This is a genomic window from Arthrobacter sp. P4_F10 (assembly GCF_056401435.1).
In genome coordinates, this window is the sequence record NZ_JBFUJJ010000003.1 from 83,980 (window position 1) to 105,637 (window position 21,658).

Annotated in this window: 21 protein-coding genes; 4 read left to right on the forward strand and 17 right to left on the reverse strand. The window is 64.6% G+C overall.

Annotated features, from left to right (window positions below; translation table 11 throughout):
* Window positions 1-36: 36 nt before the first annotated feature.
* From AC1DR1_RS05270 to AC1DR1_RS05325, 12 genes are all read right to left on the reverse strand, one after another.
* The gene (locus tag AC1DR1_RS05270; protein WP_476992273.1) at window positions 37-1,041 is read right to left on the reverse strand and encodes a sugar phosphate isomerase/epimerase family protein; all 1,005 of its coding nucleotides are present in this window, start codon (window positions 1,039-1,041) and stop codon (window positions 37-39) included.
* Window positions 1,042-1,054: 13 nt separating this feature from the next.
* Entirely contained in the window at window positions 1,055-2,242 is a 1,188-nt protein-coding gene (locus tag AC1DR1_RS05275) for a Gfo/Idh/MocA family protein (RefSeq protein WP_476992274.1), read from the reverse strand.
* Complete coding sequence (locus tag AC1DR1_RS05280; protein ID WP_476992275.1) at window positions 2,239-2,637, reverse strand: C-glycoside deglycosidase beta subunit domain-containing protein; 399 nt, start codon at window positions 2,635-2,637, stop codon at window positions 2,239-2,241. The genes AC1DR1_RS05275 and AC1DR1_RS05280 overlap by 4 nt, the downstream gene beginning before the upstream one ends.
* Before the next feature lie 8 nt (window positions 2,638-2,645).
* Window positions 2,646-3,710, reverse strand: a complete 1,065-nt coding sequence (locus tag AC1DR1_RS05285; protein WP_229992072.1) for a sugar phosphate isomerase/epimerase family protein — start codon at window positions 3,708-3,710, stop codon at window positions 2,646-2,648.
* A gap of 20 nt (window positions 3,711-3,730) precedes the next feature.
* Window positions 3,731-4,834: a sugar phosphate isomerase/epimerase family protein gene (locus AC1DR1_RS05290; RefSeq protein WP_476992276.1), complete on the reverse strand. Its 1,104-nt coding sequence runs from the start codon at window positions 4,832-4,834 to the stop codon at window positions 3,731-3,733.
* Window positions 4,831-5,226, reverse strand: a complete 396-nt coding sequence (locus tag AC1DR1_RS05295; protein ID WP_028275817.1) for a C-glycoside deglycosidase beta subunit domain-containing protein — start codon at window positions 5,224-5,226, stop codon at window positions 4,831-4,833. Before AC1DR1_RS05295 ends, AC1DR1_RS05290 begins: the two co-directional genes overlap by 4 nt.
* Before the next feature lie 73 nt (window positions 5,227-5,299).
* Window positions 5,300-6,859, reverse strand: coding sequence for a GMC oxidoreductase (locus tag AC1DR1_RS05300; RefSeq protein WP_476992277.1), 1,560 nt, complete (start codon window positions 6,857-6,859; stop codon window positions 5,300-5,302).
* Complete coding sequence (locus AC1DR1_RS05305; protein ID WP_476967054.1) at window positions 6,856-7,632, reverse strand: TIM barrel protein; 777 nt, start codon at window positions 7,630-7,632, stop codon at window positions 6,856-6,858. Before AC1DR1_RS05305 ends, AC1DR1_RS05300 begins: the two co-directional genes overlap by 4 nt.
* Window positions 7,633-7,662: 30 nt before the next feature.
* Complete coding sequence (locus tag AC1DR1_RS05310; protein WP_476992278.1) at window positions 7,663-8,034, reverse strand: nuclear transport factor 2 family protein; 372 nt, start codon at window positions 8,032-8,034, stop codon at window positions 7,663-7,665.
* 6 nt (window positions 8,035-8,040) lie between these two features.
* Entirely contained in the window at window positions 8,041-8,877 is an 837-nt protein-coding gene (locus tag AC1DR1_RS05315; RefSeq protein ID WP_229992078.1) for a carbohydrate ABC transporter permease, read from the reverse strand.
* 3 nt (window positions 8,878-8,880) lie between these two features.
* Window positions 8,881-9,840, reverse strand: a complete 960-nt coding sequence (locus AC1DR1_RS05320; protein WP_414645470.1) for a carbohydrate ABC transporter permease — start codon at window positions 9,838-9,840, stop codon at window positions 8,881-8,883.
* 54 nt (window positions 9,841-9,894) lie between these two features.
* The gene (locus tag AC1DR1_RS05325) at window positions 9,895-11,184 is read right to left on the reverse strand and encodes an ABC transporter substrate-binding protein (RefSeq protein ID WP_364744329.1); all 1,290 of its coding nucleotides are present in this window, start codon (window positions 11,182-11,184) and stop codon (window positions 9,895-9,897) included.
* A 228-nt stretch (window positions 11,185-11,412) separates the two neighbouring features.
* Between AC1DR1_RS05325 and AC1DR1_RS05330 the strand changes: the two genes are divergently transcribed.
* Complete coding sequence (locus AC1DR1_RS05330) at window positions 11,413-12,357, forward strand: LysR family transcriptional regulator (RefSeq protein ID WP_476992279.1); 945 nt, start codon at window positions 11,413-11,415, stop codon at window positions 12,355-12,357.
* A 65-nt stretch (window positions 12,358-12,422) separates the two neighbouring features.
* Here AC1DR1_RS05330 and AC1DR1_RS05335 read toward each other — a convergent pair whose 3' ends face one another.
* The 5 genes from AC1DR1_RS05335 to AC1DR1_RS05355 all read right to left on the reverse strand — a co-directional run bounded on the left by AC1DR1_RS05335 (window position 12,423) and on the right by AC1DR1_RS05355 (window position 18,832).
* Window positions 12,423-13,901, reverse strand: a complete 1,479-nt coding sequence (locus AC1DR1_RS05335; RefSeq protein WP_364744327.1) for a C-glycoside deglycosidase beta subunit domain-containing protein — start codon at window positions 13,899-13,901, stop codon at window positions 12,423-12,425.
* A 31-nt stretch (window positions 13,902-13,932) separates the two neighbouring features.
* The gene (locus tag AC1DR1_RS05340) at window positions 13,933-15,225 is read right to left on the reverse strand and encodes a C-glycoside deglycosidase beta subunit domain-containing protein (RefSeq protein ID WP_476992328.1); all 1,293 of its coding nucleotides are present in this window, start codon (window positions 15,223-15,225) and stop codon (window positions 13,933-13,935) included.
* Window positions 15,226-15,397: 172 nt separating this feature from the next.
* Complete coding sequence (locus AC1DR1_RS05345; RefSeq protein WP_414645469.1) at window positions 15,398-16,870, reverse strand: HNH endonuclease signature motif containing protein; 1,473 nt, start codon at window positions 16,868-16,870, stop codon at window positions 15,398-15,400.
* A gap of 41 nt (window positions 16,871-16,911) precedes the next feature.
* Window positions 16,912-17,814: an aminoglycoside phosphotransferase family protein gene (locus AC1DR1_RS05350; protein WP_476992280.1), complete on the reverse strand. Its 903-nt coding sequence runs from the start codon at window positions 17,812-17,814 to the stop codon at window positions 16,912-16,914.
* 238 nt (window positions 17,815-18,052) lie between these two features.
* Window positions 18,053-18,832, reverse strand: coding sequence for an SDR family NAD(P)-dependent oxidoreductase (locus tag AC1DR1_RS05355; protein WP_229992084.1), 780 nt, complete (start codon window positions 18,830-18,832; stop codon window positions 18,053-18,055).
* A gap of 83 nt (window positions 18,833-18,915) precedes the next feature.
* Between AC1DR1_RS05355 and AC1DR1_RS05360 the strand changes: the two genes are divergently transcribed.
* From AC1DR1_RS05360 to AC1DR1_RS05370, 3 genes are all read left to right on the forward strand, one after another.
* Window positions 18,916-19,524, forward strand: coding sequence for a TetR family transcriptional regulator (locus AC1DR1_RS05360; protein ID WP_364744318.1), 609 nt, complete (start codon window positions 18,916-18,918; stop codon window positions 19,522-19,524).
* Window positions 19,525-19,635: 111 nt separating this feature from the next.
* Window positions 19,636-19,947: a DUF1801 domain-containing protein gene (locus tag AC1DR1_RS05365; RefSeq protein ID WP_290369304.1), complete on the forward strand. Its 312-nt coding sequence runs from the start codon at window positions 19,636-19,638 to the stop codon at window positions 19,945-19,947.
* A gap of 611 nt (window positions 19,948-20,558) precedes the next feature.
* Complete coding sequence (locus tag AC1DR1_RS05370) at window positions 20,559-21,644, forward strand: AAA family ATPase (protein ID WP_476992281.1); 1,086 nt, start codon at window positions 20,559-20,561, stop codon at window positions 21,642-21,644.
* The last annotated feature ends 14 nt before the right edge of the window (window positions 21,645-21,658 follow it).

Below are 21,658 nucleotides of genomic sequence, written 5' to 3' on the forward strand. Positions count from 1 at the left end.
GCCGGCCCCGCGGGGCCGGCCTCACTTGTATGCGAATTACGTCGTGCTGAAAGCGGCGTCGAAAGCCGCTGCCGAGGGTTCATAGCTGGAAAGCCTTCGCACAAAAGCCAACGCCTCGGGGGCACCGTCCAGGCGGTCCATGCCGGCGTCCTCCCACTCCACGGACAGCGGGCCGCGGTAGCCGATGGAATTCAACATCCGGAACGCATCCTCCCACGGCACGTCACCGTGGCCGGTGGAGATGAAGTCCCAGCCGCGGCGCGGATCAGCCCAGGCCAAATGGGAGGAGAGCCGGCCGTTGCGCCCGTTGGACAGGCGCTCCTTCGTGTCCTTGCAGTGCACATGGTAGATCCGGTCCTTGAAGTCCCACAGGAACCCCACAGGGTCGATGTCCTGCCACACCATGTGGCTCGGGTCCCAGTTCAGGCCAAAGGCCTCGCGGTGCCCGATCGCCTCGAGGGCGCGCTGCGTTGTCCAGTAGTCGTAAGCGATCTCTGATGGATGCACCTCATGGGCGAACCGGACGCCCACCTCGTCAAAGACATCGAGGATGGGGTTCCACCGGTCGGCAAAATCCTGGTAGCCGGCGTCGACCATCTTTTCGGAGGCGGGAGGGAACATCGCCACGTACTTCCAGATGGACGATCCCGTAAAGCCGGTCACCGTTTTCACGCCCAGCTTTGCGGCGAGCCGTGCAGTGTTCTTCAGTTCCTCGGCGGCACGACGGCGGACCCCTTCAGGATCGCCGTCGCCCCATACGACGTCCGGCAGGATGCCGCGGTGCCGTTCGTCGATCGGGTCGTCGCAGACGGCCTGGCCCTTGAGGTGGTTGGAGATGGTCCACACTTTGAGGCCGTGGCGTTCAAGAATGTCCAGCTTGCCCTGCACATAGGCGTCGTCGTCCCAGCGCCAGGGGTCCAGGTGGTCACCCCAGCAGGCGATCTCCAGCCCGTCGTAGCCCCACTCGCCGGCGAGCCGGGCCACCTCCTCGAACGGCAGGTCGGCCCACTGACCGGTGAACAAGGTAATTGGTCGTGCCACGTACTTCCCCTCCTCAACTGGCCGGCACGGGAACGCCGGCAGCGACGCGTGTCCAGGCGGAATCATTTTCGGAACTGCGCTCGACAGCGTCGAGCACCCGCTGCACCCTCAGCCCGTCAGCGAACGACGGATGCGGGACGGTGCCGCCCACGATGCCCTCCACGAGGTCCTTGACCTGGTGGGAGAACCCGTGCTCGTAGCCGAGCATGTGGCCTGCCGGCCACCACGCCGAAACGTAGGGATGCTCCGCTTCCGTGACCAGGACTTTCCGGAAGCCCTGGCGATCCGCAGGTGCCGTACGGTCGTAGAACTGGACGCTGTTGAGGTCCTCCAGGTCGAAGGCCAGGGCGCCCTTGTCCCCGGAAACCTCAATCTGCAGCGCGTTCTTCCGGCCGGTGGCAAACCGGGTGGCCTCGAACGACGCCAGCGCGCCGGATTCGAAGCGGCCCGTGAAGATGGCGATATCGTCCACCGTCACCTGGCCGGAGCCGACACTGGCAGCGCCGGAGAGCCCGGAGCCTGAATCCAGGAGCGGCCGTTCCTTCACGATGGTGTCGATAACGCCGGACACCTTCTCCAGGTTCAAGCCGGTGACGAACTGGGCCAGGTCGATGGCGTGGGCACCGATATCCCCCAGAGCCCCCGAGCCGGCGTGTTCCTTCTGCAGGCGCCACGCCAGCGGCATCTCCGGGTCCACCAGCCAGTCCTGCCGGTAGGAGGCACGCACCTGGTTGATCGTGCCGACGGCGCCTTCGGCGATGAGGTTGCGGAGGAAGGTGACGGCCGGAACGCGGCGGTAGGTGAAACCGACCATTGCCTGGATGCCCCGGGCAGCCGCCCGTTCGGCAGCTTCGGCCATCGCTTCGGCTTCCGCCACGGTGTTGGCGAGTGGTTTTTCGCACAAAACGTGCTTCCCGGCTTCCAGCGCGGCGATCGCGATTTCGGCGTGGGAGTCGCCGGGGGTGACGATATCGACGACGTCGATATCGTCCCGGGCGATCACGTCCCGCCAGTCTGTTGCTGACTCAGCCCAGCCCCACTTGCTGGCAGCGGCAGCGACCGCTTCAGTGTTGCGGCCGACAACAACCGCCATTTCCGGCTCGGCAGGCAGGTCGAATACCCGCGGCGCCGTCCGCCAGCCCTGGGAGTGGGCAGCACCCATGAAGCCATAACCGATCATGGCTACGCGCAAGGCTTTCATGCGAGCACCACTTTCCGGTCAACCGCGACACGGTTGCCCACGTAGCGCAGGGGCGCGATCTGCATATAGAGCAGGCGCAGGGTGAGGATGACCTCGACGTCGATCTCCTCGCCGGCGTCGGGGACGCGGTCCAGGGGGATGATCACGTCGGGCTTGTCTGCGACGAACCACAGGGTTTCCCATTGCTCCGGGAGTTCAGCTATGGAGTAGGACTTTTCCTGCAGTTCGAAGCGGAGGGACTCTTTGGGAATCTCCACACCGTTGACGGTTGCAACGACGTCGTCAACGGCGGACAGCCAGAGGCTGCGGTACCAGGGCAGCTGCACCGACACGGCAATCCCCTCGGGGTGCCTGCGGACGTCGGTATCCTGGAACAGGGAATTGTGAGTTGCCATGACTTTCCTTACTTAACTGTCTCGACCAGGGTCGCGTGGGAGTCGGGTGCATTTGGATCAACGGCCTCTTCGATGGCATGCCGCATCAGCGTGTGCTGCTTCTTGACGAGGTCGATCGGATCGGATTCGCCCAGGTCGGCGAACGCGTGGCCCTCCCACTCGCTGGACAGGTAGCCCTGGTAGCCGCCCTTGACGAACTGGCGCACAATGCGGGGAATGTCCATCGCGGGTTCATTGCCGTGTTCGTCGATGTCGTAGAACTTCGCGTGGACATGGAAGATCTGCGGCATGATATCCAGCCACTCCTCCGGCGGAACCAGTCCATGCATGTTGAATGCCAGCCGGGTGAACGGGCCCAGACGGGCAGGATCGAAGTTGTTGGCACTGAGGTAGTCCTCGAACTCCTGGTTGCGCTCATGCATGGGCGACGGTTTGCGCCAGATCTCCTGCATGACGGCGAAGTGCTCCTCGGGCAGCCCCATTTGCGTCAACGTGCGGAAGAGGGTCGGGGAAAGGCTGTGCATCGTCGAGCTGAAGTCTGCGGTGAAACCGAGCCGGTCGCTTCCCAGTTCCTCGTACATCTCGCGGATCTGCAGGATCTTGGGATCGTTCGGGCCCTGCGGTGCGTGAATTTCGTAGCCGAGCTTCTGGTCGTACTTCTCGGCCAGGGGAAGCAGCCGGCGGAGCAATTCCTTGCCCGCGGAGCGGATCACCACGCGGTGGAAACCAAGCTTGTTAGCCGTGTGCAGCTGCGCGGCGAAGAAGTCGTACTCCTCATCGGGTGTCATGTCCCGGTCCTTGCGGCGGCCCATGTCCAGGTTGGTGCCCACTGCGCTGGGGGTCAGGCCGTAGCGGTCCATGCTGTCGCGCCACAGGCGGACGAAGTCATCGTCGACGTCGGGGTAGGTGCGCAGCATCTGCGCGATGTTGAACTCAACCCCCGGGCCGAGGCCTTCATCTGCAACAGCTTTGATCAGCGTCTCAGGGGTGTAGAGCCCGGCGGCGAACTCGGAGGTGAGCGAATAGAGGGTAATTCCAAGCTCGATACCCGAGCCTGCGATGCCTTCTGACATAATTTCTGGTTCCTTCGTTGTCAGCCGCGGACGGGCTGGGCGAGATGGCTATTGAGGATGCGGCGGGCTTCTGAAGCGTCGGTGATCATGGCCGAACCGGCGTTGGCGGCCGCTGAGCGCTGGACGGCCTGCTCGCCGCGGATGATGTCGAACGGATCCTGCCAGTTGTTCCAGTGCCAGCCTTCGTATTCGCTGGAGATTGCGCCGGTGTAGCCGTTCTCAACCAGTTGCCGGACAAGGCCCCGGACCGGTACTGAGGGCTCTTCGCCGGTCTCGTCGATGCCGAAGAACTTGCCATGCACGTGGCGGACCCAAGGCATGATCTCCAACCAGGTGTCCAGCGGTGCAGGACCGAAAAGCCCTGTTCCGTTGATGGCGAAGTCAATGCCAAGATCGGGCCGGCCGTTCCGGGCCGCCAGGCCGATGAAGGCACCGAAGCGTTCGCCGTGAACCTTTTGCGTGTTTGGCGGTCCGTCGGCGTGGAAACCATTCCACAGGTCAACCACCTGTCCGAGAAGTTCCTCCGAAGCACCACGGCGGCGGTAGGCCTCCAGCAGGGAGGGCGCAAAGCCGGTAACGGTGGCACCCCAGTCGGCGGTGAAGCCGAGCAAGGGGGAATTGAGTTTCTCGTAGCGGTCGCGAAGGGCCAGGACACGTTCGTGGGCGCCGTGCTGGTCCGCGTGGACTTCGAGGGCCAGGGTGACGCCGTACTTCTCGGCCACGGGCAGCAGGCTTTCCATGGCGTCCGGAGTCAGCGAGATCTGCACCCGGGCGATCGGGAAGCCGAGCCTGGCGGCTACTTCGATCTGCTTGCGCATGTATTCGACAAGCTCGTCATGGTTCATGAGCCGGTCGCGGCGAATACCGGTGTCAACGTTGACTGCGAGGGAGGTGGGGACCAGGTCAACCTCGGCCACAAGATCACGGAACCGGCCAACGAAGTTGTCATCGATCCGGTCCGGGAAGCCGCGCAGGCTGGAGAATCCGATGACTTCGAGCCCTGGGCCGAAGCCTTCGGCCGCCACTTTGCGGATGAGGCCATCGAGGTCGTACTGCCGGGCGTGGAAGGCCCGGGTGAAGCTGTAAAGGGTGACGCCCTGGATCGGCGTGCCGAGGCTGGTCATCGCTGTGCCACCTTCATGGTCTTGGTGTCGTGCTCTTCGATGTGCAGCACGCCGTGGTCGGTGATGATGTAGGGGATGTAGAGCTTCAGGTCCACCCTGACCTCGTGCTCGGTCCGGCTGTCCGGGACGGGAAGGTCGCCCGAAAGGACTGCCGAGTCCAGCGGGAACCACCATTCGCCGGTCTCGTCCACGAGTTCCTCGAAGCTGAAAGTGCGGTTGTTCATGGTCCAGCGCAGTGAGCCCTCGGGGGCGCTGACGCCGTCCACTGTCAATGCAGCTCCAGCGATGCAGGAACCCGGCAGGGCCCGGTACCAGGGGATGCGGACTTCGACGGCGGTACGGCCGTCCTGGGTGATCAGTGTTCCCTGCTCGATTATGCGGTCGGCGATCATCGAGACCTCCTTGTCTGCGGCATGCCTTGCCTGTGATTGAACGAAATAGCAGCGGCATCGCGCCACTTATTCATTATTTAGTCAGTCTATTGTCTGATTCAGACATAAGTAAAGAGCTGTTGAGTTCTTCTGTGAGTTTCCGGGCCCCGCGCACGGCGAGGGCGACGGCCGTCAGCGTGGGATTGCATGCCGTTGCGGTGGGAATGACGCCGTTGCCAGCCACGAAGAGGCCGGGGACCTGCCACACCTGGCTGTCGGGCGAACACACGCTCTCGCCGTCGTCCCTTGCACCCATCCTGGTCGTGCCCTGGTAGTGAAGCGATGCGCCGGGCGGCATGACGAACGGACGCTCGTCGAGTGGTTCGCCTACAGCCTTGCCCAGGCGGACAATTTCCTGCTTGGCGCGGTCCAGTACCTCATGGTCCCGCCCGGTGAGGCGGTAGTGGATGCGCATGGCGGGCATCCCGTACGAGTCGCGGGTGCCGTCCTCGAACACCACCCGGTCCTCTCGCTGCAGATCCTTGGCGCAGAACAGGCCAAGCCCCACGATAGAGCCCGGGACAACGGGGTCATCATCGGCCAAGGGAACAGGTGACGCATCCAGTTGCATGATCTGGCCGTGGAAGGGCGCCTCGTCCGTGTAGGGAACCCAGGCAACTCCGCTCTGCTCACTGAGCGCGCCGTTGGCGGCTGCCCGGCCCTGCGGAGCCGTGACATCGCGCAGCCTGCTCGCGAACACCACCTGCGCCTGGTCGTTGAGGTAGCGGCCCAAGGCGTCGGGCCGGATCCCGGAAGCCCACAGCAGCTGCGGCGTGCGCAGGGCATCCGCACCCACCACAACGTAGCGGGCGGCCACCTGATGGGTTTCGCCGCTGCGGCGGTCCTGGACTTCGATGCCGGCAGCAGCGCCATCCTCCAGGAGCACGCGCGTCACCAGCGACTCATCATAAAGTTCAAACTGCGGATTTTCCCGGGTCACATCCCCCATAACCACGTCGGAACCTGACCAGACCAGGCCGCCGTCCTCCCGCCGGTGTACGGCGAGCGGCATGGGCTGGACGCGATGGGCAGGGTCCCGACCCTGATCCACCGTGGCTGAAAGACGTTCGCGGACGAGGTCGGAGAACGGGGCCCCGTCAAAGGCGCGGGTGGTCACCCCCAGCAGTCGGTCGGCGTCGTCAAGAAGCTCTTCAAGGTCCGGCAGGAACGGAATGCGCTCTTTGCCGCCCGGGCGGGGGCAGGCAGCGGTCCAGTGGGCGGCCATGCCGCCCACGTTGCTGGACATGGCGGCAACGGGCATCCCGTCCTCGCCGGGGAAGGCGTAGCCGTCCTGCAGCAGGTAGGTTCCGGGCCTGGCCCTTCGCTCCCCGCTTTTGACCGCGCCGGGTGAGTTCACCGTCTCGGCACCTGCACCGGGGCCTTCCGATGCCCGCTGCGCGAGGCTTCGGCGTTCAGGATCCTCAATGTTCTTGACGTGCGCCCCGGGTGGATTGCTGACTGTGGGGCCCACCTCGAACATGGCGATGGTGGCGCCAGGGGCTTCCTCGCTGAGGATCCGTGCGTACGCCGATGCCGTGGGGCCGCTGCCGACGATGGCGACGTCGACCGCAGCGGGATACCGGTTCCCGCTCACCGTCCCGCCACCAGTTCCTGGATGCGCCGGACGGACTTCGCCGAGTCGATGGTCGGGTAGTACTCAAGCCCGATGGGGCCGGCGTAGCCGCTGTTCCTCAGGTCCGTGAGCCGGGCGCGCCAGTCGATGGAACCGGAACCGGGCTCCCCGCGCCCCGGAGCGTCGGCGATCTGCACGTACTTAATGAGGTCGCCGGCATTGGCGAGCTCGGCCGCCACATCCTCGCCCTCGACCGTGGAGTGGTAGAGGTCGTAGAGAACGCCGAAGTTGGGCGAGTTGACGCCCTGGGCGATGTAGACGGCTTCCGAGGTCCGGTCCAGGAGGGCTCCCGGGTGGTCAACCCTGACGTTCACCGGCTCGAGGACCAGCGTGATGCCCGAACCCTCGATGTGCGCTGTGCCCTTGGTAAAGATCTCGATCAGTTCGTCCAGCTGGTCCTGCCGCTTGCGCCCACCGAATCCGGTACCGCTGCCCACTACCATCCGGGGGCAGCCGAGCTGCTGGGCAACTTCGACGCCGGCGTCCAGACCGGTGTAGAAAGCATCGTGGTTGCGGGGCGGGATCATGAACTGCATGCGCGGTTCCGCCAGTTGGGAGGTGAGCTGGACTCCGGTTTCCTCGAGTGCGTCCTTCAGGGCCGGAATGTCTTTGCCCGTCGGGCCCCACATTTCGACGGCGTCGAAGCCGGCCGCTGCCGCCGCGCGAACCCGGTCAGCAGCACTTTCGCCTGCTTCGGCGAACAAAAGGTCGATATTGGGCGAAAGTTGGAACATGGATGTCTCCTAGAGAATTGAAATAGTGGTCTAAAACATGGGGTGGTCGTGGACCGGATGCTCAGGAACCGGCTGAAGCACGTCCCAATGCTCAACAATCCGCCCGTTTTCGAAGCGGTAAATGTCTGCGACGGCGGCGTCGGGTCGCCCGGGACCTGAAGCGCGTACATGCACCAACGCCAGGTCACCGTCCACCAGGATGCGCTGAACCTCGAACCGGGAGTCTGGCGATCCGTCGAACTTCGGCGTCAGCATTCTTACTGCCGCCTCAGGCCCGTCAGGAATGGTCGGGTTGTGCTGCCGGTAGTCGCCGGCCACAAGGAAGTCGAAGGCTTCACGCACCCGTTTTTGGGTGTAGAAGATCTCCACGAAGCGCTCGAACGCTGCGGGGTTGTCCACCATCGCGGGTCAGCCCTTCAGGCCGCCGGAGAAGCCCTGGATGAACCGCTTCTGTGCGAACAGGAACAGCGCCAGGATGGGAATCATGGAGACGATCACTATCGCGAAGATCGAGTTCCACTGGGAGACCAGGGAACCGATGTAGTAGTACATGGCCACCGGCAGTGTCTGGTTGGCGGAGCCGCCCAGGAAGATCAGCGACGTGAAGAAGTCGTTCCACACGATGAGCCCGGCGAAGATGGTGACCGTTCCCGTGGCTGGGGCCATCATGGGGAACACCACCTTGGAGAAAATCTGGGATTTGCTGGCGCCGTCGATGGTGGCCGCTTCTTCGTAGTCCGTGCCGAGGCCGCGGAAGAAGTTTGCGTAGAGGAAGATCGACAACGGCAGGAGCATGCCCGTGTACAGGATGATCAGGCCCCAAGCGGATCCGGTGAGTCCAAGGGCCCGTGCACCCATGTAGAGAGGGACGGCGCCGAGCTGGCCGGGGAGGATGATGGCGATCAGGAAGAGGTAATACGCGCCCTTGCTCCAGCGTCGGGTGCTGCGGGAGATGACGTATCCGGTGATGGAACCGAGTGCGATGAGCCCCACGATGCTGCCCGCAGTGATGATGGCACTGTTGACCAGGCCCATCACCACGTTGGAGTTGCCGGTGGCGGTGAGGACGTCGACAAAGTTGCTGAAGTCGGGGCTTGTTGGCGGAGCCAGGGCCGAGGTGGTGAACAACTCGTTGTCCGGTTTCAGGGCAGTTGTCACCAGGAAGTAGAACGGCGCGAGGAACAGCAGGGCGAGCGCCCACAGGCCAACTTCGCGGAGCAGGGTGAGTTTGGTGTAGCGGAACATGGCTTAGTCCTCAGGGTTCGAACGCGTCAGCCGCTGCTGGAGAACGGCGAAGATCAGGATGATAGCGGCGAGCACCAGGGCCAGGGCGGCACCGCCCCCGAAGTTCCCGAGCGCAAAGGCCTGCTTGTAAACCAGCGTGGCCAGCGTTTCCGTCGCTCCGGCCGGTCCGCCGCCGGTGAGCGCCATGATGGGATCGAAGACGCGCAGCCCCTGGACGATTCCCAGCGTGGTGGCGATGGCGACGGCGGGGCGGATGGCGGGCAGGGTAACGTTGCGGAACCGCTGCCACAGGTTGGCGCCGTCAATGGCCGCCGCCTCCTCCACTTCCACGGGGACACCTGCCAGGCCGGCCATAAAAATCACCATGGCAAAGCCGGTGGAAGACCAGACCAGCACCACCAGGACGGTCCAGATGGCCCACTGCGGGTCGGCCAGCCACGGCTTGGCTTGGTCGCCGGCGCCTATTGCCGTAAGAAAAGCATTGAGCGGACCGTCGAAGTCGAAGATATATTTCCAGATGTAGGCCGTGGCTAGCGGGCTGAGCACCACCGGCATGAAGAAGAGGGTCCGGAGGATGTAGCGCGTCTTGAGGACGCGGTTCAGGCCCAGCGCAATGACCAGCCCGGCGATGTTGCCCAGGAGAACCGAGCCAGAGGCCAGAAAGAGGGTATTGGAGAGGGCTCCGAGTTTCGTGGGGTCCTTGAAGATGGCCTCAAAGTTTGCCCAGCCCGTGATTTTGAACGAGCCGATGCCCGTCCAGTTGGTAAAGGCGAAGAATCCGCCGATACCGGTTGCCACGTAGTGGATGGCAAACACCAGGGCGATCCCGGGCAGCGCCCACCACCAGTGTCCGAACTGCATGGGCCCACGCCGGGGACGGGTGTTCTCACCCGTCCCCGGCGTACGCTTGCCTCGCCGGGGTGCTTCAGCTGCTTCGCTTTTCGGTTGCATCGTCGCAGTCATTGGTATTCCTTGCTTGTCCCTTTGAGTCGTCGGAACGTTGATGGTGAAGAACTGCTACTGTTCCCAGGCCGCGTCCATGGCCTGCAGGACCTGGTCGGGGCTCTTCTGGCCGGTGATGATGCCCTGGACCCCCGTGGCCAGTGCGTCGTAGACGGCGGAATTCGGCCACTGGATGTTGGGCAGGGGGCCGTACTTGCCGTCCTTGATCAGGACGCCGACGTTCTTGTAGGCGCCGCCGTCGAAATCGTACTTGTCGAGTCCGCTGACCGGCAGGGCACCGTCGATTTCTGCAAAGGCCTTGGTCTGCTCAGGCTGGGCGGCCCAGTCGAGGAAGGCCTTGGCAGCGTCCTTGTTCTTGGAGGCTGCGTTGATGGAAAAGGCGTAGTTTGCGCTGGCAAATACGTAGCTCTGACCTGAGCCCTGTTCCGCCGGGAACGGCCGTACGGCGAACTGGGAGCCCCCAGCGGCGGACTGCAGCTGCTTCCAGCTTGGGGCCGGGATGAAGCCGCTCAAGGACGTCCCGCTGGCAAGCCCCTTGGTGATGGCGTCGAAGCCGCCTCCGGCAGCACCTTTTTGGAAGCAGCCCGCGTCCTTCAAGGTACTAACCGCTTCGAGGGCTGACTTCCAACCGTCCGAGCCGGCGAAGGTGGTTTCCTTGGCGGCGCGCTTATCGTTCCATTTCGGGTCTTCCGCGTAGACGCGCGAGGCTGCCAGGGACATCGCCATCAGCCCCGTGTTGGGAGGGGCTGATCCGGCAAGGGCAAAGAGGGATTTACCGGAGGACTCCAGAGCCTTGCACTGCTGCTGGAGGGAAGAAAAGTCGGCGGGGAAGCCACCGGCTGCATCAGCTGCCGTCTCATTACTCACCAAGGCAGAGATCGTGATTTCCGTGGCCTGGCCGTACACCTTGCCGTCGGATCCAAAGGTGCTGGCGCTTCCTTCGGGGAGCAGTTGCTTCGCGGCATCGTCAAGCGGTTCAAGGAAACCTGCCTGGACGAGCGGCAGGATGCTGCGGCCGGTGCCGGAGCCGGGTGAGGTCACTACGACGTCTGAGGCGTTTCCGGCCTGGAGCTGTGTGCGCAGGGTCTGGTCGTAGGAGTCGTTCGGCTGAGGATTGAAGGTGATTTTCACGTTCGGGTGTGACTTCATGTAATTTTCTGCCAACACCTGGAAGGGGCTCTCGATGGTGTTGGACGTCGCGAAGGACAGTGAAAATTCCTGGGAACCACCCGAAGAGGAGCTGCTGCCGGTGGAGGCCGAGCAACCGGTAAGAATGAGTGCTGCGACGGTGGGGACGGCGAGGGCGCCGACCTTCAGGCCCGAATAGCGACGGTGCTGTGTCATGTCCAGCCTTTCTGACTTCATTGTCCAAAATCCGGGTGTCGTGACCCCGGTCACTCACAAGTATGCAGGAGATGTGCCTAAAACACACATAAGTATTCGCTATGACGGACATAAGTCCAACGGAGGTCCGCGGAAGGTCTATCCAGATGCCTGATGACTTCGCCTATGTTATAGATCCCGCTGATAAACTCACTTGAAACGGTTCCACTTCCAAAGGATCGCTGCGCCGTGACGAAACATGTCCTGCTTTCCCGTCTCGACCTCAACCTGCTGATCTCGCTGGATGCCCTCATTACCGAGCGAAGCGTTACTAGGGCGGCCGAGCGGCTCCACCTCAGCCAGCCGGCGCTCAGCGCCTCGCTCGCCCGGCTCCGATCCCACTTTGGGGACCCGATCCTGGCCCGCCGCGGTAATGCTTATGAGCTCACCCCCTTCGCCCTCCGGCTCGCGGAGCACACCACCACCGCGCTGGAGGCCGCCCGCCGCGTCTTCGAAAGCCAGGCCACCTGGGAGCCCACAGAATCCGAGCGCGAGTTCTCCATCTACGGCTCGGATTACGGCTTCACTACCATTGGCCGGGTTGCTTCCGAGCTTGCAGCCGAGCGCGCCCCAGGAGTCCGGTTCCGGTTTATGCTCCACAATCCGATGGTGGTGGAGGATGCAGCCAACCGCCTTCGATCGGTGGACGGCATGGTGATTCCCCATGGATTCCTCACCGGGCTGCCCTACCTGGACCTGTGGAGGGACGGGTGGGTGGCCATGGTCTCCACGTCCAATGAAGCCGTCGGCGAGCAAATCACCATGGAAAACATCGCTGAACTTCCCTGGGTGATGACCTATCAGACGCGCTCAGCCTCAACATCGGCGGAACGGCAGATCCAGCAGTTGGGCGTTGAGCCACGCGTGGACGTGGTTGTTGAAAGTTTCCAGTCCTTGCCGCACTTTGTGGTTGGGACCAACCGGATCGCGCTCATCCAGGCGGCCCTGGTGCCGTTCGCTCTGCGCGTGGGCGGGATTCGGATCCTGCCGCTGCCCTTCGATGCCACGCCGCTGGTTAATGCATTGTGGTGGCACCCCGTGCACAACCGCGACTCCGAGCATGAGTGGATGCGGGGCCTCTTCAAAGAGGCTGCTGACATCGTGGCAGCCGCCGCAACCAAGGGAGCCCCTTAAATGCCTCGATGCCCGGCCGGCTAAAACGGACGGGCATCGAGGCTATGGGACGTCGGTCTTTCAGGTCAGGCTGATGCCAGCGCCGTCCGCATGCTCTTGCGGACAAGGTCATGCTGCTTCCGCACCAGCAGCAGCGGATCCACCTCACCGAGCTCAGCGAAGGCATGGCCTTCCCATTCGCTGGACCAGTAACCGCGGTAGCCACCTTCGACGAATACGCGGACCAGTTCCGGATAGTCGATGGCCGGCTCGTTGCCCTGCTCATCAATGTCGTAGAACTTCGCGTGGACGTGCATGATTTGCGGCATGATGTCAGCCCACTCCTTCGGGTTGACGTGGCCGTGCATGTTGAACGCCAGGTGTGCGAAGGACCCAAGCCGGGCAGGATCGAAGTCACGTCCCCGCAGGTACGCAATGAACTCCTCCTGCCGCACCCGCATCGGCGCCTCAGTGCCCCAGATAGCCTGCAGCCTTTCCACCGCTTCATCGTCCAGCCCGGCACGGCGAACCGCGCGCAGGAGCGTGGGAGACATGCTGTGCATGGTTGAGGAGAAGTCAGCCACGAAGCCCAACAGCGGTGAATCAAGCTCGGCGTAGACGTCGCGAACCTTCATGATCTCGGGCGAGTTGGGTCCCAGCGGTGCATGGATCTCGTAGGCAAGTTTGAGTTCGAGGTCCTCGGCGAGCGGCAGCAGCCGGCGAAGCAGCTCCGGCTTCGCGCTCTGGATGCGGACGAGCGGGAAACCGAGCTTCTTGGCGCCGTGGAAGAGTGTCTGCGTGAACTCGTACTCCTCGTCCGGGGTCATGTCGCGGTCACGGCGGCGTCCCATGTCCAGATTGGCGCCGAAGGAGCTGGCGGTGAAGCCGTGTTTGTCGAAGGCCTCCTGCCACGAGCGCACGAAGTCGTCAGTCACGTTGGGATAGGTAGGCAGGACCTGCGACGCCACAATCTCGATCCCGGGGCCGATGCCCAGCTCGGCCACGCGGTTCAGCAGACCGTCGAAGTCGTACCAGCCGGCCCGGAATTCGGCACTTGCCGAGTACAGGGTGAGCCCCAGCGAGAACGGATCGTCCTCCGCTTTCGGTGGGGGCGGCGTGACCACCGTCGTCAAGTCCGGTGCCGCCGCAGCCCTGTCCGTGACAGTCAGCTCCAGCGCCTGGTTCACGAAGTTGGGAACGTACATGCCGGGACCGCCGTCCTGGCCGGGAGCAATCTGCATGTACGGCAGGCGCAGCTCACCGATGAGCCGGACGGTGTGCTGCTCGCCCAAGGCAACAGGGCTCTCCGTTTTGGCGATAAGCAAGGGATGTTCCTGGAGGTACCAGAGCGTTTCGCTTTGAGCGGGCAGGTCCGGGAGCGCATAGCGGACACCGCCCAGTTCCAGGGACAAGTTCTCGGCGGGGATATCCTGGCCGTCGACGGTGAGCCGCAGGCTGGAGACCGAGGAGAGCCACAGACTCCGGTACCACGGCAGAGTCAGGGCAAGCGCGAGACCGTCGGGGTGGGTGCGGAGGCTTGCATCGTCAAGAAGTCCGTTTGGCATTGTTGTTCTCTTTACTGGGAAATGGGATGGGTCAGGTAAGTTCGCCGGTGATGCGGCGGATCAGGGCGTGTTGGCGCCGCACTTGCTCAATGGCGCGCCACGGCGTGCGTTCGCCTTCATATTCACTGGAGAGATAACCGGTGTAGCCGGATTCCTTGAGGGCCTTGAGGACGGGCAGCCAGGGAATCTGCTGGTCTTCCAGCTGCTCGTTGATGTCGTGGAACTTCGCCTGCACGAACACCACGTACTGGGCGATATCGGCGAAGTCGGCGGGGTCGACGCCGATGCCGTCGAGGAAGGCGGGCCGGGTCTCGCGGGTCTCACCTGCGCGCAGCGGGATGGGCCGGTCTTGGAAGATTCCGGTGTCGATGAGCAGGCCGAAGTTCTTGGTTCCGGTCCGTTCGATGAGTCCGATGTAGTCCTCGACGACGGGGTGCTTGATGGGCGTCGGGGAGTGGATCTCGGGGCAGATGATGATCCCCAGCTCGTGGGCCAGATCAAGGGAGCGTTCCACGGACTCGGTCCAGATGGGGTCTGGGACCAGATCGCTGGACACCACGCCGATCTTGGGGCGGACGAAGCCGAAACCCAATTGGTTGGCAAGCCGCAGGTCCCGCTGCAGGGCCTCCGCACCCTCCGCGACCGTCATGGTGCGGCCCGGGTGAAGACGGGTGTCTATCCAGGAACCGTAGTTCGTCGGCACCAGCGAATACTTCTCCAGCAGGCCGAACCAGTTATCGATCCAGGCCGGCGACGGTTCCGGATAGTTGGGAACGTGGCCCTCGCCGAGGATCTCGACGCCGGTGGCGCCCACGTCAGCGACGGCGGCCAGCGCCGCCTCAAGGTCCATCACCGTGCCGTAATCGCCCATAAAGCTGTAGAGGGAAACGCCGTAGCGGAAGGTACCTTCGCCGCCTTCCGGCGCGAGCGTCACCTTGCGGCTGGTCCGGTGCACGGTGGGCTGGTGCTCGACTGGTATGTAGGACATCCGCAGCCGCAGCTCGATGGAGAGCTCGTGGACGCCCTGCGGCAGGCCGCCGTCGAGGGGAACGGTGACCACTGCCGCTTCCTCAAGGGGCCAGCGCACGCCATCACTTTCCCAGAGCTGCCGCAGGGTGTAGGTCCGCCCGCCGAAGGTCCACAGCGGAACGTCAGGTCCGACGTCGACGATGCCGCCAACGCGAACGGCGATGCCATCGATGAGGGACGCGGCCATGCCCCGGTAGGAAGGCATCCGGACCCGGAACTGAAAGCCGGTTACACGTCCGCCGTCCGTTACGTTGCGGAAGCCGACGGACTGGATGAGGTCTCTTTCGAGAAGCATCATTGCTCACTCTCTCTAGGTGCAGAATCCAGAGTAGCAACCATTCCGCCTGTTTTGTACCTAAGTTAGCTCATAACCGCCAAAAGTTTCCCAGGCTCGGCGGAGGGTGCCAGGCCAGGGAGCCTGGTGGAGGGAGGGCGGCGGCAACGGGCAGGAACATGGAGCGCCGATCCTACGCCGCGATGAACAGCGCCCAGTCAGGAAAGGGATCCACGGGTAACGGCGGCCCGGTCTGTCCGACGGCGCCGGCAAGTACGTCGAGCCGGTCGGGCGGTTCCAACTCCCGGCCTTCACCCGCGTGGCCGAGGAGCTGTGGCCAGCGTGGCGGCTCCCAGTCTTGTTGTTCGCTTGGATAGGAGCGTCCCGCAGGTGAGATCCAGCCGGGTGGCTGGTCCCGGGTCGCGTCAACCGGCCTCCACGCTGTGGTGTGTCTGAGTCGGTGGTGCCGCCGGCATGGCTGGCCCAGGTTGGTGACCCCTGTGCCGCCTCCCTCGGACCAAGCCAACAGATGATCCGCTTCGTTATCCAGGGAATGGTTATTACAGCCTGGAAAAGGGCACCGGCCGTCCCGAAGCCGCAACCATTGGCGCATCGCCTTCGGAACCCGGTAGCTGGTCCGTCCGATCTCCAGCGGCGCTCCGTTGCGCGGATCGGTCAGCACACGCAGGAACGATCCGGCGCCATCCCCCACAAGCCGGCGGGCGATGCTCGGCGGCACGGGACCATACCCGTCCAGCGTGGCCGGTTCAGTCACGGCGCCCAAAAGAGACAGCACCGGCACGGTCACCAGGACCCGCGCCTTGGGTGACGGAGTTCCTTCCGCCACCCCCGCCAGCAGCCAGTCAGCGGCGACGTCCGCACGGAGCTGGGTCAGGGTCCGGGATTCATCCGGCTCCTGCAGGGCACGCGCCGCTTCCGTGGCACGGGACCATGCAGCCACCGCCACATCCGCAGTCAGATATGCCGAGAGCCAGGCCATGCCGTCCCGGTCCGGCACATCTTCCAGCCGACGGTCCTCCACGCCCTTGCGGTGGCGCGTTTCGATGCTCACGGGATGGTGCAGCTCACGCCATCTGCGCGCTTTGACCCGGAATCTGCCCGGCACCAGCTCCCCCGCCGGGCAGCCACGCGCGGCAAAGGGAGCTTCAACGTCCAGGAAATGAGCCTCCAAAGCAGCCGCCGCAGCGGGGTCCAGACCGGACGTTTCATCACACATCACCCGCGCGTGTTGCCATGAAATGCTCCCTGCCTGCAGCGCAGACAGCGTCAGGGGCAACACAGTGGTCAGGGTGGCTGACTCCGCCAAGAGCGCCGCCGCCGATCTTTCACTCACGGTCAGGACACAGGCCACCTCTGCTGTCACCGCCATTTCCTGGGCGGTGCGCTCCTGCGGGGAAACGGCTGGGGCCGCCATGGCGACGGCAGCGCGGGCATATCCGGCGGCGAAGTGCACTTTCAGCGCGGCCAGCCTGGCTTCCATGCTGCCCACCTCAGCCATACCGTCCAGGCACGCGTCCGCTTCGTCCCGAAGAGGGTCAGCGCCAGTCGAGTCCGCGTTCCCGGCTCCGCGACCGGCAAATGCAGCCAACCTGGCAAGGGAAGCCTCCATGGCCTCCAACGTCTCCGCAGCTGCTCTGCCTTCCATACCCACAGCATGGCAGGAGCCACTGACATTTAACGCCGGCGTCAGAGTTGCAGGCGAAGTCCGTCATCCAGGATCTGCCTGATCCCGAACTTTCCTACGCTGAACATCCGCGGATTGTCGTCGGAGTTGCTCAGCATGGCGGTGGACAGGATAAGGGCCCAACCGCGGGCCCTCATCCAGGTGTCCCCTTCCACTGCGGAGCCAAAGGCGCCCCTGAAGCGGTGGCGAGTGCCGGCGTCGAACATCAGCCACCCCACCRCAAGATCGACAGCCGGGTCCCCTGCCCCGACGTCGCCGAAATCGATGATGCCGGCCAGGGAGCCGTCGTCTGCCAGCAGGATGTTGCCAGGGTGGAGGTCACCGTGGAGCATCATCGCCGGACCATCCCAGGCTTTGGCGGCACGGGCCTGCGCCCACACTGCTTTCAGCGCTGCCGCCTGGGGGTAGCGTTCGTGGTCCCCGAGCCGTTCCACCAGCACAGCGTCACGGTCCGTCAGCGGCACACCTCGGAAAGGGTTGACCGGGACGCCGGTTTCGGCGGGCACGTGAAGGGACAGCAGAAAATCGGCCAGGCCTTTAGCCGCCGGCCCGCGGCCTGCCGGGCCGACGTCGGCCGCAGCGGCTCCGGGGACCCACCGCACGATGCTCCACGGCCATGGAAAGTCCGACGTCGGCCTGCCGGCATGGACTGGGACAGGAACCGCAACCGGGGAGCGGCGAGCTATATCGGGAAGGTAGCGCTGCTCATGAAGTATCAGCGAAACAGCCTCCGCCCTGCGCGGCAACCTGACGGCCAGGCCGTCACCGAGCCGGAAGGTCGCGTTGTCCCAGCCGTTCGCAACCAGCGCTATCGGACAATCGCCAAGGTCGGGCCGCTGGTCCCGGACGAGGCGCTGGACCACCGCGTTACTCACTTCCACCGTGGCCGGCGGCATTTCAGCCATTCAGAAATCCGCCTTCCTTTGTGCCTGCACTGCAGCCCGATCCTTTCCCTTGTCCGAATATAGTTCAAGACCCCAACAGCGGACGGGGCCGAACGAGGTCAGCGTCGAACGGTCCCTGGTGACCGACACGGGGTCTGTGACTGCCACGGTGTTGCGGCGACGACCAGGTGAACGAGCGACACAAGCGGACGACGACGGCACGTCCTTCCGTCGTCCGCTTGCGTTCGGTGCCGCTGCCCTACAGTGCCGACCAGCCGCCGTCGGAGGCGAGGATGGCGCCGTTGATGTTGGTGCCGTCGTCGCTGAGCAGGAAGGTGATGGACGCGGCGAGCTGCGCGGCGGTGGCGGGCGTGGGGACGGTGGCCTGCATCAGCGGGCCGAGGCGTTCGGCCGCGAGCTGGGATCCCCAGTTGGCCACGATGTTGGTGATGGTGGGGCCGGGGGCCACGGCGTTGAAGCGCAGACCCTTCGGCCCGTACATCACGGCCGAGTTCTTGGTCAGGCCGACGACGGCGTGCTTGGACGCGGTGTAGGCGGCGCCGGCGGCTGATCCGCGCAGGCCGGCCTCGGAGGCGACGTTGACCACGGAGCCGGTGCCGGCGTCGAGCATCAGCGGGACCACGGCGCGGGTCAGGCGCATGAGGGCGGTGACGTTGATGCGGAAGACGCGGTCCCAGAGGTCGTCGTCCACCTCGTGGATGGGGGCGAAGTTGTCCATGATGCCGGCGACGTTCGCCAGCGCGTCGATGCGTCCGCCGGCGGCAGCGACGACGGCGGCCACGGTCTCCTCGGTGGAGATGTCGCCGGCCACGGGGACCAGGTCCAGGCCGGCGTTCTCGGCCACCAGGTCGTCCAGGCGTTCCTTACTGATGTCGGCGGCGATGACGCGGCCGCCTTCCTTGGCGATCCGCAGGGCGGTGGCCTGGCCGATGCCCGAGGCGGCCCCGGTGACGATGACGGTCTTGCCGGCGAACCGGCCGGTGGTGGCGACTTCCTGCCATGTAGCTTCGTTGCCCATGATGTCCTTCCAGACGTTGCTGACGGTGATGCCGCCCAGCTTATGACACTCTGTGTCATTATGTAAGGGTGAATACTGGTGGGATGCCTTCGGATGCTGTGACCACCACCGTTCCGCGCCCCACCGGGCGGCCGGTGACGATTGATCCCGACGCCGTGGCCGCCATCGCGCTGCGGCTGTTCGCCGAGCGCGGCTACCAGCAGACCTCCATGGAGGACATCGCCCGCGAGGCCGGGATCGGGCGCAAGAGCTTGTACCGCTACTTCTCCAGCAAGGCCGAGCTCGTCTGGGGCGGCATGGAGCCGGTGATTGAGGCGTCGGGGCGGGTGCTGGAGTCAGCCCGCGCTGCCGGCGGGGCTTCCGACGGCGGCGTCCTGGCGCGGCTGCGCGAGGTGGCTGTCGCCGGGGTTGCCGTGCTTCCGGATTTGGCGGTCACGCGTGGCCGTCTGCGGCTGATCGCCGAACACCCCGAGCTGGCCAGCCGGAGCTATGAGTCCCTGGCGCCGCAGCGCGAGCGGGCCAGGGCGTACCTGGTTTCGGCCGGCGTCCCCGAGGACATTGCCGGCTATCTGTGCGCCGCGCTGATCGGCGCGACGTTCGAGGCCTGGATGCAATGGGCCGCCGGAACGGACCCGGATCCGTTGCCGTATCTGGTGGCCGCTGTTGGGGTGCTGCGGGTGCCGGAGGCTTAAAGACTGCGAATCGGGGTTCACTCTTCGACCAGGGCAAGCCCCGCGAAAGCGGCTGTCGGCGACAAGCCGGTCTTCGCATATATCGCCAGCCTGCCACAGCCGCAGCGCGGCATCGCCGAAACGGTCGATGCGCTGGCGGCGAAGACGCTGCCCGACCTCCGGCGCTCGGTGAAGTGGGGCATGTCGTACTACGGCGTCGGCGACGGGTGGTGCTTCAGCTGCGGCGGCTTTGCCGGCCATGTCAAGCTCATGTTTGTGAATGGCGTTGCGCTCGAGCCTGTACCGCCGGTGACGCCGGTGGGGATGGGCAAGTCGACGCGGGGTGTGGAGCTCGAATCCGTGGACGATATCGACGAACGCCAAATCGCGGCGTGGATGAAACAAGTCGCGTCCGTGCCGGGTGTTGGGGGCAAGAAGCGTTGAATCCGAGGCTTGCTGCCGACGCAAACGGTCGCTGAGAAACGCATGACACGTGAGGCGATGCCAGGGACAGCCCTTCCGCGGCAACTCCCCACCCATTACCGAAGGCCGATAACCGACGTTATGTAAAGTTGTCAGAATGTAAGGACAAATTGCGCTCCTTTCAGTCTACATCTCACCAGCCTCGTGCGCACTCCCCGCCCCCCCAATCCGCTCAGGTGGAAGCGCCGGGCGCCGAGGCGCCCGGTCCTGGCGGTTGACGGCCGTTCTGCGGCCCTTGCCGGTTTGGATGGTCCGGGAGGTAGATTGCATCGGGCCCCACGCCGCGGTCCTCGAAAATGGTGGGAATAGCGGGTTCGTGTGTGAATTGGGCGCATGCACCCCATGCCTGCCAGACAGTATCCGCTAACGCCTATTCCGGCCGTTAGGGCACCAGCGGCAGGTCCGTCCACCAAGGTTTACCGCTGCCCGCCGAGGTGACGTCGGGGCCGGCGGCTGATCCAGGCCGGTTGAAGATCATGGATGAGGCCCGGGCTGGTAGGCTGGCCGGAGTTTCACCACTTTCACCGGTTTCACCATCTTTCACCCCACAACCACGTGCATTGGAGGCAACGGTGCAAAACCCCTTCAAGCCGACCGCCGGGGCGACCCCGCCGGATCTGGTCGGCCGGGCAGGTCTCCTGGACGAGTTCGAATACGGGCTGCAGCAGGGGCCGGGCGCCCCGGGGCTCCTTACGATCATTACCGGGTCCAGGGGCATCGGCAAGACCGTGATGCTCAGCGCAGCGGAATCGATCGCCAGGAACCACGGCTGGGCCGTGATCTCCCGGACAGCCAACCCCGGGTTTCTGGCCAGAATCGGTGACGACATGCTGCGCCTGGTTGACGAGCTCGGGGACGGCCCGCCGACGCGAAAGATCACCGCCTTCTCCGCCGCCGGGTTCGGACTGACCACCCAGCTGCCCCAGGACCGCGTTCCGGACTGGCGCCGGACCGGAGAGGAACTCCTGCGGCTGTTGGAGGCCAAGGGGACGGGCCTGGTCATCACGATTGACGAAATCCACGCCGTGGACCGGACCGAAATCTCCCAACTGGCTGCCGACGTGCAGCACTTCATCCGCGACGGACTGCCCATCGKCCTGATCTTCGCCGGCCTCCCCTCGGCCGTGTCCGATCTGCTCAACGAAGGCGTGGCCACGTTCCTGCGGCGGGCCGACAGGATCAACCTTCACGAAGCAGCCACCGCCGAAGTCACCGCCTCCTACCTTGAGCTTTTCAGCGAGGGAGGCATCGACGTCTCCCCCGAGCTGATCAGCGAAGCGGCGGAAGCCACCGAGGGTTACCCTTTCCTGATCCAGCTCGTTGGCTACTACCTCTGGATGGCGGCGGACAAGGCCGGCTGGACCCTGGATCAGGACAATGTCCGCACCGCCATCGCGGCCGCCCAGCGACGGAACACCCTGGTCGTCGTCGAGTCCGCACTCTCGGACATCTCAGAGAAGGACCGCGAGTTCCTCGATGCCATGGCCCAGCAGGACGGCCCGTCCGCAGCTGCCCAGATCGGAAACCTCATCAAGTCCAAACCCAACGTGGTCTCAAAATACCGGAACCGGCTCATCGCCGCCGGCCTGATCGAATCCGCCGGCTACGGGAAAGTTGACTTCGCCATCCCAGGGCTTCGCCAATATCTTCGGGGATAGAAGCAACTGTCCCC

Excerpts from the sequence above, each read along its gene's own strand:
- AC1DR1_RS05275 (WP_476992274.1), bottom strand. The coding sequence starts at position 2,242 with ATGAAAGCCTTGCGCGTAGCCATGATCGGTTATGGCTTCATGGGTGCT.
- AC1DR1_RS05280 (WP_476992275.1), bottom strand. The coding sequence starts at position 2,637 with ATGGCAACTCACAATTCCCTGTTCCAGGATACCGACGTCCGCAGGCAC.
- AC1DR1_RS05285 (WP_229992072.1), bottom strand. The coding sequence starts at position 3,710 with ATGTCAGAAGGCATCGCAGGCTCGGGTATCGAGCTTGGAATTACCCTC.
- AC1DR1_RS05290 (WP_476992276.1), bottom strand. The coding sequence starts at position 4,834 with ATGACCAGCCTCGGCACGCCGATCCAGGGCGTCACCCTTTACAGCTTC.
- AC1DR1_RS05295 (WP_028275817.1), bottom strand. The coding sequence starts at position 5,226 with ATGATCGCCGACCGCATAATCGAGCAGGGAACACTGATCACCCAGGAC.
- AC1DR1_RS05305 (WP_476967054.1), bottom strand. The coding sequence starts at position 7,632 with ATGTTCCAACTTTCGCCCAATATCGACCTTTTGTTCGCCGAAGCAGGC.
- AC1DR1_RS05310 (WP_476992278.1), bottom strand. The coding sequence starts at position 8,034 with ATGGTGGACAACCCCGCAGCGTTCGAGCGCTTCGTGGAGATCTTCTAC.
- AC1DR1_RS05315 (WP_229992078.1), bottom strand. The coding sequence starts at position 8,877 with ATGTTCCGCTACACCAAACTCACCCTGCTCCGCGAAGTTGGCCTGTGG.
- AC1DR1_RS05320 (WP_414645470.1), bottom strand. The coding sequence starts at position 9,840 with ATGACTGCGACGATGCAACCGAAAAGCGAAGCAGCTGAAGCACCCCGG.
- AC1DR1_RS05325 (WP_364744329.1), bottom strand. The coding sequence starts at position 11,184 with ATGACACAGCACCGTCGCTATTCGGGCCTGAAGGTCGGCGCCCTCGCC.
- AC1DR1_RS05335 (WP_364744327.1), bottom strand. The coding sequence starts at position 13,901 with ATGCCAAACGGACTTCTTGACGATGCAAGCCTCCGCACCCACCCCGAC.
- AC1DR1_RS05340 (WP_476992328.1), bottom strand. The coding sequence starts at position 15,225 with ATGCTTCTCGAAAGAGACCTCATCCAGTCCGTCGGCTTCCGCAACGTA.
- AC1DR1_RS05345 (WP_414645469.1), bottom strand. The coding sequence starts at position 16,870 with ATGGAAGGCAGAGCAGCTGCGGAGACGTTGGAGGCCATGGAGGCTTCC.
- AC1DR1_RS05355 (WP_229992084.1), bottom strand. The coding sequence starts at position 18,832 with ATGGGCAACGAAGCTACATGGCAGGAAGTCGCCACCACCGGCCGGTTC.
- AC1DR1_RS05360 (WP_364744318.1), top strand. The coding sequence starts at position 18,916 with ATGCCTTCGGATGCTGTGACCACCACCGTTCCGCGCCCCACCGGGCGG.